The 11,769-nt window shown below is 60.3% G+C and carries 10 protein-coding genes, 2 tRNA genes and 1 other RNA gene; 6 read left to right on the top strand and 7 right to left on the bottom strand.

Features of this window, described 5'->3' with window-relative positions:
- Nucleotides 1-11 precede the first annotated feature (11 nt).
- The gene (gene gpmA / locus EKL29_RS00330) at nt 12-764 is read left to right on the top strand and encodes a 2,3-diphosphoglycerate-dependent phosphoglycerate mutase (protein ID WP_103794935.1); all 753 of its coding nucleotides are present in this window, start codon (nt 12-14) and stop codon (nt 762-764) included.
- Between the two features lie 96 nt (nt 765-860).
- Here gpmA and aroG read toward each other — a convergent pair whose 3' ends face one another.
- Nucleotides 861-1,913: a 3-deoxy-7-phosphoheptulonate synthase AroG gene (aroG, locus tag EKL29_RS00325; protein ID WP_120451514.1), complete on the bottom strand. Its 1,053-nt coding sequence runs from the start codon at nt 1,911-1,913 to the stop codon at nt 861-863.
- 288 nt (nt 1,914-2,201) lie between these two features.
- Between aroG and EKL29_RS00320 the strand changes: the two genes are divergently transcribed.
- From EKL29_RS00320 to zitB, 4 genes are all read left to right on the top strand, one after another.
- Nucleotides 2,202-2,558, top strand: a complete 357-nt coding sequence (locus EKL29_RS00320; protein ID WP_120451512.1) for a YbgS-like family protein — start codon at nt 2,202-2,204, stop codon at nt 2,556-2,558.
- Between the two features lie 88 nt (nt 2,559-2,646).
- Complete coding sequence (locus tag EKL29_RS00315) at nt 2,647-3,228, top strand: response regulator transcription factor (RefSeq protein ID WP_120451510.1); 582 nt, start codon at nt 2,647-2,649, stop codon at nt 3,226-3,228.
- Entirely contained in the window at nt 3,210-6,263 is a 3,054-nt protein-coding gene (locus EKL29_RS00310) for an ATP-binding protein (RefSeq protein ID WP_120451508.1), read from the top strand. Before EKL29_RS00315 ends, EKL29_RS00310 begins: the two co-directional genes overlap by 19 nt.
- Nucleotides 6,253-7,209 (top strand): CDF family zinc transporter ZitB, encoded by a 957-nt coding sequence (gene zitB, locus EKL29_RS00305; protein WP_120451506.1) that lies wholly within the window; start codon nt 6,253-6,255, stop codon nt 7,207-7,209. Before EKL29_RS00310 ends, zitB begins: the two co-directional genes overlap by 11 nt.
- Here zitB and pnuC read toward each other — a convergent pair.
- From pnuC to EKL29_RS00290, 3 genes are all read right to left on the bottom strand, one after another.
- Entirely contained in the window at nt 7,203-7,925 is a 723-nt protein-coding gene (pnuC, locus tag EKL29_RS00300; protein ID WP_120451504.1) for a nicotinamide riboside transporter PnuC, read from the bottom strand. The genes zitB and pnuC overlap by 7 nt on opposite strands.
- Before the next feature lie 10 nt (nt 7,926-7,935).
- Nucleotides 7,936-8,997, bottom strand: a complete 1,062-nt coding sequence (gene nadA, locus EKL29_RS00295; protein ID WP_120451502.1) for a quinolinate synthase NadA — start codon at nt 8,995-8,997, stop codon at nt 7,936-7,938.
- Between the two features lie 139 nt (nt 8,998-9,136).
- Nucleotides 9,137-9,655 carry a methylated-DNA--[protein]-cysteine S-methyltransferase gene (locus EKL29_RS00290; RefSeq protein WP_126688559.1) on the bottom strand — a complete coding sequence of 173 codons (519 nt, stop codon included), beginning with the start codon at nt 9,653-9,655 and terminating at the stop codon, nt 9,137-9,139.
- Between the two features lie 157 nt (nt 9,656-9,812).
- Here EKL29_RS00290 and EKL29_RS00285 point away from each other — a divergent pair, with 157 nt between their 5' ends.
- The gene (locus EKL29_RS00285; RefSeq protein WP_120451497.1) at nt 9,813-11,285 is read left to right on the top strand and encodes an AlkA N-terminal domain-containing protein; all 1,473 of its coding nucleotides are present in this window, start codon (nt 9,813-9,815) and stop codon (nt 11,283-11,285) included.
- A 111-nt stretch (nt 11,286-11,396) separates the two neighbouring features.
- Here the strand turns inward: EKL29_RS00285 and EKL29_RS00280 are convergent.
- The 3 genes from EKL29_RS00280 to EKL29_RS00270 form a co-directional block, all read right to left on the bottom strand.
- Nucleotides 11,397-11,530, bottom strand: a non-coding RNA gene (locus EKL29_RS00280) — RtT sRNA.
- Between the two features lie 43 nt (nt 11,531-11,573).
- Nucleotides 11,574-11,649: transfer RNA gene (locus EKL29_RS00275), tRNA-Lys, on the bottom strand.
- A gap of 42 nt (nt 11,650-11,691) precedes the next feature.
- A tRNA-Lys gene (locus EKL29_RS00270) sits at nt 11,692-11,767 on the bottom strand.
- Nucleotides 11,768-11,769: the final 2 nt, after the last annotated feature.

The following is an 11,769-nucleotide window of genomic DNA, read 5'->3' as shown; positions in this document are numbered from 1 at the left end:
AGGAGTTAACTATGGCCGTAACTAAGCTGGTTCTGGTCCGCCACGGCGAAAGTCAGTGGAACCAGGAAAACCGCTTTACCGGATGGTATGACGTGGACCTTTCTGATAAAGGTCGCACCGAAGCCAAAGCAGCCGGTCAGCTGCTGAAAAAAGAAGGTTTCGTCTTCGATTTTGCTTACACCTCCGTGCTGAAACGCGCCATTCACACTCTGTGGAATGTTCTTGATGAGCTGGATCAGGCCTGGCTGCCGGTTGAGAAATCCTGGCGTCTGAACGAGCGCCACTATGGCGCGCTGCAGGGTCTGGACAAAGCGGAAACCGCTGCCAAATATGGCGACGACCAGGTGAAACAGTGGCGTCGCGGCTTCGCGGTTACACCGCCGGAGCTGGATCGCAGCGACGAGCGTTTCCCCGGCCATGACCCGCGCTATGCGAAGCTGAGCGCTGAGCAGCTGCCGACCACTGAGAGCCTGGCGCTGACCATCGATCGCGTTATCCCTTACTGGAACGAGAGCATTCTGCCGCGCATCAAAAGCGGCGAGAAAGTGATCATCGCTGCGCACGGCAACTCGCTGCGCGCGCTGGTGAAATACCTCGACAATATGAGCGAAGATGAGATCCTTGAGCTGAACATCCCGACCGGCGTTCCGCTGGTTTATGAGTTCGACGAGAATTTCAAACCGATCAAACACTACTATCTGGGCGATGCGGACGAGATCGCGGCGAAAGCTGCAGCCGTCGCTAACCAGGGTAAAGCGAAGTAAGCGTTAGCTGAAATGCAGAAAGGCCAGACAGATGTCTGGCCTTTTTTATTGCTGCCGCTCGGGTGGTGACGTGAACGGCATCTGAGTCGCTGCTAATCAGCCGCGGCGCTGCTTAACGGCGGCCGCCAGCTGGCGCAGCACTTTATCTGTGTCACTCCAGCCGATGCAGGCGTCGGTAACGCTCTTGCCGTAGACCAGCGGCTCGCCGCTCTCCAGGCTCTGATTGCCCTCGACCAGATGACTTTCAATCATCACGCCCATAATGCCGTGCTCGCCGCCTGAAATTTGCGCCGCCACGTCATCTGCTACTTCCATCTGCTTCTGATACTGCTTGCTGCTGTTGGCGTGGCTGAAGTCGATCATCACCTGCTGAGGCAGACCGGCCTTCTCCAGCCCGGCTTTTACCGCGCTGACGTGCTGCGCGCTGTAGTTTGGCTCTTTGCCGCCGCGCAGAATGATATGGCAGTCCGCATTGCCGCTGGTTTCCACAATCGCCGAGTGGCCGTACTTGGTCACAGAAAGGAAACAGTGCGGCGAACCGGCGGCGTTAATCGCATCGATAGCCACTTTGATGGTGCCGTCGGTGCCGTTTTTGAAGCCGACCGGACAGGAGAGTCCTGACGCCAGTTCGCGATGCACCTGCGACTCGGTGGTGCGCGCGCCGATGGCGCCCCAGCTCATTAAGTCCGCCACGTACTGCGGCGTAATCATATCGAGAAACTCGCCTGCCGCTGGCAGTCCGCTGTCATTGATCTCCAGCAGCAGCTGGCGCGCCAGACGCAGGCCGTCGTTCAGCTGGAAGCTGCCATCCATATAGGGATCGTTAATCAGCCCTTTCCAGCCCACGGTGGTGCGCGGCTTTTCAAAATAGACGCGCATCACCACTTCCAGCTCGCCTTTCAGTTCGTCACGCAGCTTCAGCAGGCGCGAAGCGTACTCTTTTGCCGCCTGCGGATCGTGAATCGAACAGGGGCCAATTACCACCAGCAGGCGATCGTCCTGGCCCTGCAAAATCTGATGGATAGCGTCGCGGGCGCGGGCAACGGTGCGAGCGGCATTATCGGTTGCGGGAAATTTTTCCAGCAGCGCAACGGGAGGCAGCAGCTCTTTGATATCCCGAATGCGTAAATCATCGTTCTGGTAATTCATTAATCATTCCATTTATTTCTGGCCCAACGCGCGTCGGGCACAACCCGCCCAATTTATCCCGTTGCGCCCGGAGTGTAAATTCAGGACGCATCTTAAATGCACGCGTGAAATTTGCATTTATAGGGTTCTCAACTAGGCTTTTACTTGTAAGCACTGAGGAATGGTTCGCTTACATTATTTATCTCTTCCGGACGACCTTTGGGTGAAATTAAATTTCGCCGGAACATCTTTGCGTCAAACTGCAGCATCGGGTTTCAAACAGCAGCTTTCATTGATTACAGGAGCATAATGATGAATAAATTTGCAATGATTTTTCTGACGGCGGCAATGACATTAGGCAGCGGCGCGGCAATGGCCGACAATAACGGTACCGCTAACCAGGCGGCTGAAGCAGGCGCGGCAGCGGGCGGCGCAAAACAGAATCTGCCGCCGAATAAAGTCAATAATGACAAGATTAATAACACTGACACCAATACTAATCCTGCGGCTAATGGCGGCAGCACGAGCGGCAGCAATATGTCCGCTAACGAAATGGATCAAAATAGCCAGTGTAAAGATGGCAAGTGCCCGGATATTAACAGCAAGGTGCAAACCAAAGAGGGCGGCGGTAAAGTCGACCGTAAAACCGACGGCACCACACAGTAATATATTCTGGAGAGCTTCGGCTCTCCATTATTTTTCTCTACGCTAACTTCCGCTATGCTGGGGCAATGAATCCTGTCAGGAAATTTTCATGGCCTCGCTGTTGTTGATAGATGACCATCCGCTGGTTGAAGTGGCGCTGGAAGCCGCGCTTGAACGAGCGCCCTTCCCCATCCTTTTACGGTCCGCCGCCAGCGAACAGCAGGCGCGCCAGCTGCTGACGCAGCCCACTGATATTATCGTGCTGGATATCGGGCTGCCGGACGGCGACGGGCTGGAAATCCTGCGTCGCCTGAAGATCCACTTCCCCTTGATCCCGGTTCTGATCTATTCGGCTCAACAGAGCAGTCACTATTTGCGCAGCGCGCAGGCGCTGGGCGCGGCAGGCTATGTCGTCAAAAGCCAGCGTATGGAGCAGCTGCTGAGCGCTATTCTCGCCGTGCTGGGCGGCCAGCTCGCTTTTCCGCCCGCCGCTGACGCGCCTGCCCTGCCGCTCACCAGTAAAGAACAACAGGTGCTGGCACTGCTGGCGACCGGCCTCTCTAATCTGCAAATCGCCGAACAGCTGCATATCAGCAACAAAACCGTCAGTACCCATAAAAAGAATATTCTGGAAAAAACCGGCGCGCGCTCGGTGGTGGAGCTGGCTGACCTGTGGAAAGCGCAGCAGTGAAATGGCTGCTACTGCTGCTCTCTCTGGTCGTTACCCTAACCTGGGCGGAAGTGCGGCCGGTCAGCAGCCTGGATCTGCCGATGATGATGCCTGTCAACGGCGCCGATACGATGCAGGGAAAAACGCTGCGCGTCGGGCTGCTGGAGGAGAGTAACGCGCCCTGGACGATGCGCGTCGGCGACGAGCTGTACGGTCTTGACGCCGATGCGCTGGCCGCGCTGCATCAGCTCACCGGCGCCCGCTTCACACTAAAGCTGTTCGCCGATCGCGCGCAGCTGATGGCAGCGCTGCAGAGCGGCCAGATCGATTTTGCGCTGGGCGCGCTGCCGAACCCGCTGCCGGCGGGCGTGCTGCACAGCGAAAGCTGGTTCAGCAGTCCGCTGCGCATCTATCGCAGCCAGCGCAACGCGCGCGCCGTGATGTTCAATAGTCAGAACGCGCAGCTCGCTATTAGCGGCGTGACGCTGGCGCAGCTGCCCGCAGCGGTTGCGGAAAAACATCGCTGGCGCACCTACAGCAACGATCTCCAGGCGCTCTCCACGCTGCTGAATCAGCAGAACGACTATGTGGTGGCGGATGAGATCAGCGCCAGTTTTCTGCTCAGTCAGCTGCAGCAGGGGGAGATCTATCAGATCGCCTCACAGCTGGATGTCGGCCAGCTGACGCTGCGCGCTTTCGCCCGTGATGCCGGGCTGATCGACTGGCTGAATCAGAGTCTGCGCCAGCTGCCTGCCGAGCTGGTGACCAATCTGCAGTCGCGCTGGGGCGCACCGCTGCCGCGCTATCAGGATACGCAAACCCTGATGCTGAGCGCGGCGGAGCGCGCATGGCTGCGCGCGCATCCGGTGATCGACTACGCGGCGGAAAGCGACAACGCGCCCTGGAGCTACCGTGACAGCAACGGCGCGGCGCGCGGCTACAGCGTCGATCTGCTGAACGCTATCGCGCAGAGCAGCGGCGTTCGCTTCGCGCCGCGCTGGGTCGCTGGCCCGCAACAGGCTGATGAACTGCTGGCGCAGCATCAGGTGATGCTGCGGCTGACACAGCCGCTCAACGGCGAAGCGACGCAAAACGCCACGCTGCCGGTCTGGCGCGCGCTGTGGGGCATTTATAGTCGGCGCGACGCCAGCTTTAGCCGCTGGCACGATCTGTCGGGCAAACGCATCGGCCTGTTGCGCGACGATGTGGCGACGCAACTGTTGCCGCCGGACGTGACGCCGCAGGTATTTACCGATCGCGCCAGCCTGTACGACGCGCTGGCGAATGGGCAGATCGATGCGCTGGCCGATAATGTATTGTCGGCGCGCTGGCGCATCGCCGGACGCTACGGCGATCGGCTGCATCTCGCCTTCGCCGCCAGCGATATCGCCTGGCCGATCGCGCTGGGCGTGACCGCCGACCAGCCGCTGCTGCGTCCGCTGATCAACCGCGCGCTACAGCAAATTCCCGTCGACACGCAGCGTCAGATGCGTGACGGCTGGCTGACGCCGCCGCAGCCGGGCAATGTGATGGCGATGCGCGCACTGCCGCGGCTGGTGCTCGCCGCGGCGGGCGCGGCTATCGTCATTTTACTGCTGCTGCTGGCGCGCCGTTACTGGCAGCAGCGTCGCGAGCGTCTTCAACGTCAACAGGCCGAGCGCGCCAATGCGATGAAAAGCCAGTTTCTTGCCACCGTCAGCCATGAGTTACGTACGCCGATGCAGGCGATTCTGGGTCTGCTGGAGCTGGAAAAAGCGCGCTCCGCGAACCTGGCGCTGGTCTACAGCAGCGCCCGTTCGCTGCTGACGCTGCTGAACGATCTGCAGGATCACGCGCGTATTGAGAGCAACAGCTTTGCCCTTGCGCCGCGTCCGCTGGCGCTGGGGGAATGGCTGGCGCAGCAGCAGCGCTTTTATCATCCGCTGATGCGCGTGGACGGCCCGACGCTGAGCGTCGAGGCGCTGACGCCGCTGCCGGATCGCGTGATGATAGATGCGGATCGGCTACAGCAGGTGATCAATAACCTGATGACCAATGCGCTGAAATTCACGACCGAGGGCGAGATACGCCTGACGCTCGCCGCCGACGAACGGCTGGTATTTACTTTGCGCGACAGCGGCAGCGGCATTCCGCCGGAAGAGCAGGCGAAGCTGTTCGATCCCTGGTATCAGGCGCCGTCCGGCAAAAAGGTATCGGTGCAGGGCAGCGGGCTGGGGCTGTTTATCTGCCGGGAGATTGTGCAGCGCATGGGCGGCGACATCGCGCTGCGCTCGCAGCCCGGCAGAGGCACCGACGTGACGGTGACGCTGCCGCTGCAGCGCTGCGAGGCCGCGCCGCAGGAGAACGCTATCCTGCCCCGCTACGCCGCGCTGCGCGTCGCCATCGTCGACGATCATCCGGCGAATCTGCTGGTGTTGCAGCAGCAGCTGGCGCGGTTCGCGGTTGAGGCGGACTGTTTTGCCGAGGGGCGCGCCCTGCTGCGCGCCGACGCCGCTCGGCCCTACGATCTGCTGTTTATCGACCAGATGATGCCGCACCCGGACGGCCAGCTGCTGCTGCGGCTGCTGCGTCGCCGCGACCGCCAGCGTCAGACGCTGCCGATGCGGGTGCTCTGCTCCGCAGACGCGCAGTTGCTCAGCCTGCCGCTGCAGGAGAACGAACGCGTGCTGATCAAGCCAGTGCAGCTCAGCGATCTCGCCGCGCTGCTGGCGCATTTCGATCGGGACCCGCTGGCGGCGCTGGATGATAATCTGCGGCAGCTGGCGCAGCAGAACGAGAAATTTCTGGCGCGTCTCAGCCAGACTCTGCGCGACGCGCTGAACAGCGACGTGGCGCGCATTACAGCGGCGCGCGCGACAAGCGACTGGACACAGCTGGCGGAGGCGGCGCATCGCCTGAAGGGAAGCTGGCTGCTGATCGGTATGCAAGAGGGTGCCGCACTCTGTCAGCAGCTGGCCGATCGCGCTAAACAGCAGCAGGACGCGCCGGACGACTGGGATTTGCTACTATTACTCACCAACAGGTTACTGAAAAAACTGGACTCTTATGGCTCATAATCACTCTCATAGCGCGCCGGCAGGCAATCGTAAACGCCTCGCGGCCGCCTTCGCCGTGACGGCACTCTTTATGGTGGCGGAGGCGGTTGGCGGATGGATCTCCGGCTCGCTGGCGCTGCTGGCCGATGCCGGACATATGCTCACCGACGCCGCCGCGCTGCTGATGGCGCTGCTGGCGGTGCATTTCGCCCAGCGCAAACCCAACGCCCGTCACACCTTTGGCCTGCTGCGTCTTACCACGCTGGCGGCGTTCGTTAACGCAATAGCCCTGCTGGTGATCACCGCGCTTATCGTCTGGGAGGCGCTGCGCCGCTTTTACCAGCCGCAGCCGGTAACCGGCGGCCTGATGCTCGGCATCGCCATCGGCGGCCTGCTGGCGAATATGCTCTCTTTCTGGCTGCTGCACCATGGCAGCGAGGAGAAGAACCTTAATGTGCGCGCTGCTGCCCTGCACGTGATGGGCGATCTGCTCGGCTCGGTCGGCGCGATTGTTGCGGCGTTGATTATTCTTTATACCGGCTGGACGCCCATCGACCCGATTCTGTCTCTGCTGGTGTCGCTACTGGTGCTGCGCAGCGCCTGGGCGCTGCTGCGCGAAAGCCTGCACGAACTGCTGGAGGGCGCGCCGGAAGTGATCAATGCGGAGAAGCTGACGCGCGATTTAACGCTGAATATTCCGGAGGTGCGCAACGTGCACCATGTGCACGTCTGGCAGGTGGGCGAGAAACCCGTGGTAACGCTGCACGTGCATGTGATCCCGCCTTACGATCACGATGCGCTGCTGCAGCGTATCCATCACTATCTGCACCAGAAGTATAAAATTGAACACGCTACGGTGCAGATGGAGTATCAGCCGTGCGCCACGCCCGACTGCGAGCTTGGCTTTAGCGATAGCTCAGAGCCGGCGCATCACCATCATCACGGCGAACATGCGCATCCTCACTGACGCGCCAGCGCGCGCGAGCCATGCTGGCGCGCGCTCGCTATCCACATGCGCGAACCGTTAACCGCAATCAGCGTCAGAATCACATACTCCAGCGCCATGGCGTAGACGCCCTGACGCGCGAAGATCATGACGCTGATGATGTCGATAACCACCCACAGCAGCCAGTTTTCGACATATTTACGCGTCATCAGGATCATCGCCACGATAGAGAGCACCATCATGCTGGCGTCCCAGAACGGAAAGGCATCGGGCTGCAGCGTCGGCATCGCAACCTGCAGGCCAAGCGCGTTCATCAGCGATACGGCGATCTGGGTCAGGAAAGCGAAGACCGGATCGATATAGCGCGTCATCAGCGCAATGGCGACGACGCAGACCGCCCCCCAGCCCAGCGCTTTCGGCAGCGGCAGCCAGCGGATTTTCAGCGCAGCCTGGCGATCGTCGGTTTGTCGACTCCATGCGTACCAGCCATAGACATTCGCGACGAAGAAGAAAAGCTGCAGCAGCAGGCTGGCGTAGAGCTGGATCTGAAAGAAGATCGCGGCGAACAGCGTGACGTTGATCAGGCCGAACGGATAGTTGATGACTTTCTCCAGACTGGCAAGCCAGATGCAGAGCAGCCCCGCCAGCGTGCCGATGGCTTCAATCCATGAAAGATCGTAGCCGCCCGCGCCGAGCGGAATATGAACCAGGATATTGCTTGTGCTGAAAAAATCCATCATCTGTTCCTCAGGCGTTCCCTTTGACCTTAAGTTTAAGTTCCGCAGCAAAGGATAGCATGCGGTTGAGCGGCAATAATGCCGCCTCGCGCAGCGCAGCATCAACCGCTATTTCATGCTGCGCGCCGCCCTGCTCCAGCCCTTCGGCAATAGCTTTAAGGCCGTTCATCGCCATCCAGGGGCAGTGCGCGCAGCTGCGGCAGGTGGCGCCTTCGCCCGCGGTGGGCGCTTCCAGCAGCGTTTTTTCCGGCACCGCCTGCTGCATTTTGTAGAAGATGCCGCGATCGGTCGCCACGATCATTTGCGGATGCGGCAGCCGCTGCGCCGCCTGAATCAGCTGGCTGGTCGAGCCGACCGCGTCAGCCAGATCGACCACCGCCTGCGGCGATTCCGGATGCACCAGCACCGCCGCGTCGGGATAAAGCGCTTTCATGCGCAGCAGCGCCTGGGTTTTGAATTCGTCATGCACAATGCAGGCGCCCTGCCAGCAGAGCACGTCCGCGCCGGTTTTTTGCGTAACGTAGCGGCCGAGATGACGATCCGGCGCCCAGATGATCTTTTCGCCCAGGCTGTCGAGATGGTCGATCAGCTCAACCGCAATGCTGGAGGTCACAACCCAGTCAGCGCGCGCTTTGACCGCCGCCGAGGTGTTGGCGTAGACCACCACGGTACGGTCGGGATGGGCATCGCAAAAAGCGGTGAACTCTTCAATGGGGCAGCCGAGATCGAGGGAACATTCAGCCTGCAGCGTTGGCATCAGCACGGTTTTTTCCGGGCTGAGGATTTTGGCAGTTTCGCCCATAAAACGCACGCCCGCCACCAGCAGCGTTGAGGCGGGATGCGTGCTGCCAAAGCGCGCCATCTCCAGCGAGTCCGCTACGCAGCCGCCGGTCTCTTCCGCCAGCGCCTGGATTTCCGGATCGGTGTAGTAGTGAGCCACTATCACCGCATTGCGTTCTTTTAGCAGGCGCTTGATTTTGCTGAGGTAAAATTGTTTTTCGTCGGCACTGAGCCGCGCGGGTTTGGCCGGAAAGGGCCAGGCTGCGTTTTCTGTATCGAATAAAGCACTCATTACACCGCTCTCGTTTTATCAAATGAACGAAAATCATTTAAAACAGCGGATATATGCGTTCATTCCGCCATCGTGTTTTATATGCTAAACACGATAGCGGAAACGACCCGCGGTGTCGTGCTCTTTTTTAAGCGGCAGCTTAGCGCGGCTCCTCGATGAACAGCGGCAGCACGCCCGCTTTTTGCGGCATTTCCAGATCCAGCAGGAAGGCTTTGACCTCCAGCCCGCCGGCAAAGCCGGTGAGCTTGCCGTTGGCGCCGATAACGCGATGACAGGGCGCGACGATGGAAAGAGGATTTCTGCCGTTCGCCGCCCCCACCGCGCGCACCGCCTGCGGGTGCCCAATCTGGCGGGCGATTTCGCTGTAGCTGCGCGTTTCCCCAAAGGGGATCGCCACCAGCGCGTTCCACACTTTTTTCTGAAACTCGGTGCCGACGAAGTCGAGCGGCAGCGTAAAGCAGCGGCGTTCGCCGGCAAAATATTCCCGCAGCTGACGCTCGGCTTCAATAAGGACTGGATGCGCCTCATCGCGCGTTTGTGGCAGAAAGCGCGAACCATGCGGGTCGTCGTTTTTCCACAGGATGGCTGCGAGTCCGCGCTCGCTCGCCACCAGTTTCAGTTCGCCCACCGGCGTGGAGACAAGTTTGAAGTGATACATGATGCCGTTCTCCCGGTTTGAGACAGTCTCTATTGTCGCATTTTATCCATGGCGCGCTGGCCGTTTTCGGTCATCAGGCTAAACTGCTTTGCTGTCCGAAAACAGCGAGTCTGCATCAGAAACCGGGTATAGGCTCTGTTTATTTGCAGGAGTCATCATGTTCGATTCTGAGATTGCTTATCAGGCGTTAACCTCGCGCGATACCCGTTTCGACGGCGTTTTTTTCGTCGGCGTCACGTCGACCGGCATTTACTGCCGCCCCATCTGTCCGGTTAAAGCGCCGCAGCAGAAAAACTGCCTGTTTTTCGCCAGCGCTGAAGCGGCGGAGAAAGCCCATTTTCGTCCCTGCTTGCGCTGTCGGCCCGAGCTGGCACCGGGCAATGCGCCGGTCGACCAGCCTCACCGCGTGGCGGATCGGCTGATTCAGCGTATTGAAGAGGGCATGCTGGAGGAGCGCGAGGGGCTGGAGGCGATCGCCGCCGAGTTTGGCGTTAGCCTGCGTCAGCTGCGCCGTATCGTGCAGCAGGAACTTGGCGTATCGCCGCTGGAGCTGAAGCAGACGCGCCGTATGCTGCTGGCGAAGCAGCTGTTGACGGAGACGCAGCTGCCGGTGACGGAAGTGGCCTACGCCAGCGGTTTCAGCAGCTTGCGCCGTTTTAACGACGTGTTTCGGGCGCGCTATCGCATGACGCCGAGTGCGCTGCGAAAAGGCATCAGCGCCGCGACGCGCACACAGCCGGGCGACAGTGCCACGCTGCGCCTTGTGTATCGCCCGCCCTATGACTGGGAGGCGATGCTGGCCTTTTTGCAGACGCATGTCATGAAAGAGGTCGAGGCGGTGCAGGATGGCACCTACCGGCGCACCGTGGCGCTGGGCCGCTGTCGCGGCTGGGTCAGCGTGTCCCATTTGCCTGACAAGAGCGCGCTGCAGGTCACTTTTTCCACTTCGCTGACGCCGGTGTTGCCGCTGCTGCTTCGACGACTGCGCGATCTTTTCGACCTCAACGCCCAGCCGCAGATAATTGCCGCCTGTCTGGCTCAGGATGCGTTACTGGCTCCCAGCCTGATAGCGCATCCCGGTTTACGTGTGCCGGGCGCATTCGACGCGTTTGAGCTTGGCGTGCGCGCTATTATCGGCCAGCAGGTGACGGTTAAGGCCGCCACCACCGTCAGCAGCCGCTTTGCCGCCGCCTTTGGCGAGCCCTGCGAGACGCCCTTCCCCGATCTGACGCGCTACACAGCCCAGCCAGAGCGCATTGCCAGCCTGACGGTAGACGATGTTGCGCCGCAGGGTATCGTCAGCGCGCGCTCGCGCGCCATTATCGCTTTTGCGCAGGCGTGCGCAGCAGGAACGCTGCGCTTTAACGCCACTCAGTCGCCGGAGACGGTAATGAAACAGCTGGTCGCGCTGCCGGGCATTGGCCCCTGGACGGCGCACTATATTGCTATGCGCGCCCTGCGCTGGCCGGACGCTTTCCCCAAAGAGGATATCGCCATCCGTAATAATCTTGGCGGCCTGAAGCCGTCTGAGGCGGAGGCGCGTTCCCGGCAGTGGCGTCCATGGCGCAGCTATGCGGTGATGCATATCTGGGAGAGCCTTACGGCTGCGAAGGCGAAGAAAAGGTCGTAACCGAGAGGAGGGCGCGGAAATAAAATTTGTCCTGCGCAGGCTCTCATCCTGCACGTTAAGCTCAGGTGCACAGAAACGAAAAAAGCGCCCATAAGGCGCTTTTTTCTGAACTGGTGGGTCGTGCAGGATTTGCCTCGGCCCGTCCGGGGCCTCGCCCTCGGGGTGATGCTTCGCATCAGCCTGAATCGCTCCGGCGATTCAGTCGAACCTGCGCAGGCTCTCATCCTGCTCGTTAACCTTGTACGCGCAAAAACGAAAAAAGCGCCCGTTGGGCGCTTTTTCCTGAATTGGTGGGTCGTGCAGGATTCGAACCTGCGACCAATTGATTAAAAGTCAACTGCTCTACCGACTGAGCTAACGACCCGCTTGGGGCTTACAACCCGCAAACCTGAAGCCTGCGAAAAGATGGTGGGTCGTGCAGGATTCGAACCTGCGACCAATTGATTAAAAGTCAACTGCTCTACCGACTGAGCTAACGACCCAT

This window comes from Pantoea sp. YU22 (assembly GCF_003970755.1).
Lineage (GTDB): Bacteria > Pseudomonadota > Gammaproteobacteria > Enterobacterales > Enterobacteriaceae > Pantoea > Pantoea piersonii.
Note: the sequence above shows the minus strand (reverse complement) of the source record. Positions and strands in the feature narration are given on the sequence as shown.

Excerpts from the sequence above, each read along its gene's own strand:
- nadA (WP_120451502.1), bottom strand. The coding sequence starts at position 8,997 with ATGAGTGCTTTATTCGATACAGAAAACGCAGCCTGGCCCTTTCCGGCC.
- pnuC (WP_120451504.1), bottom strand. The coding sequence starts at position 7,925 with ATGGATTTTTTCAGCACAAGCAATATCCTGGTTCATATTCCGCTCGGC.
- aroG (WP_120451514.1), bottom strand. The coding sequence starts at position 1,913 with ATGAATTACCAGAACGATGATTTACGCATTCGGGATATCAAAGAGCTG.
- EKL29_RS00290 (WP_126688559.1), bottom strand. The coding sequence starts at position 9,655 with ATGTATCACTTCAAACTTGTCTCCACGCCGGTGGGCGAACTGAAACTG.
- zitB (WP_120451506.1), top strand. The coding sequence starts at position 6,253 with ATGGCTCATAATCACTCTCATAGCGCGCCGGCAGGCAATCGTAAACGC.
- EKL29_RS00315 (WP_120451510.1), top strand. The coding sequence starts at position 2,647 with ATGGCCTCGCTGTTGTTGATAGATGACCATCCGCTGGTTGAAGTGGCG.
- EKL29_RS00285 (WP_120451497.1), top strand. The coding sequence starts at position 9,813 with ATGTTCGATTCTGAGATTGCTTATCAGGCGTTAACCTCGCGCGATACC.
- gpmA (WP_103794935.1), top strand. The coding sequence starts at position 12 with ATGGCCGTAACTAAGCTGGTTCTGGTCCGCCACGGCGAAAGTCAGTGG.
- EKL29_RS00320 (WP_120451512.1), top strand. The coding sequence starts at position 2,202 with ATGATGAATAAATTTGCAATGATTTTTCTGACGGCGGCAATGACATTA.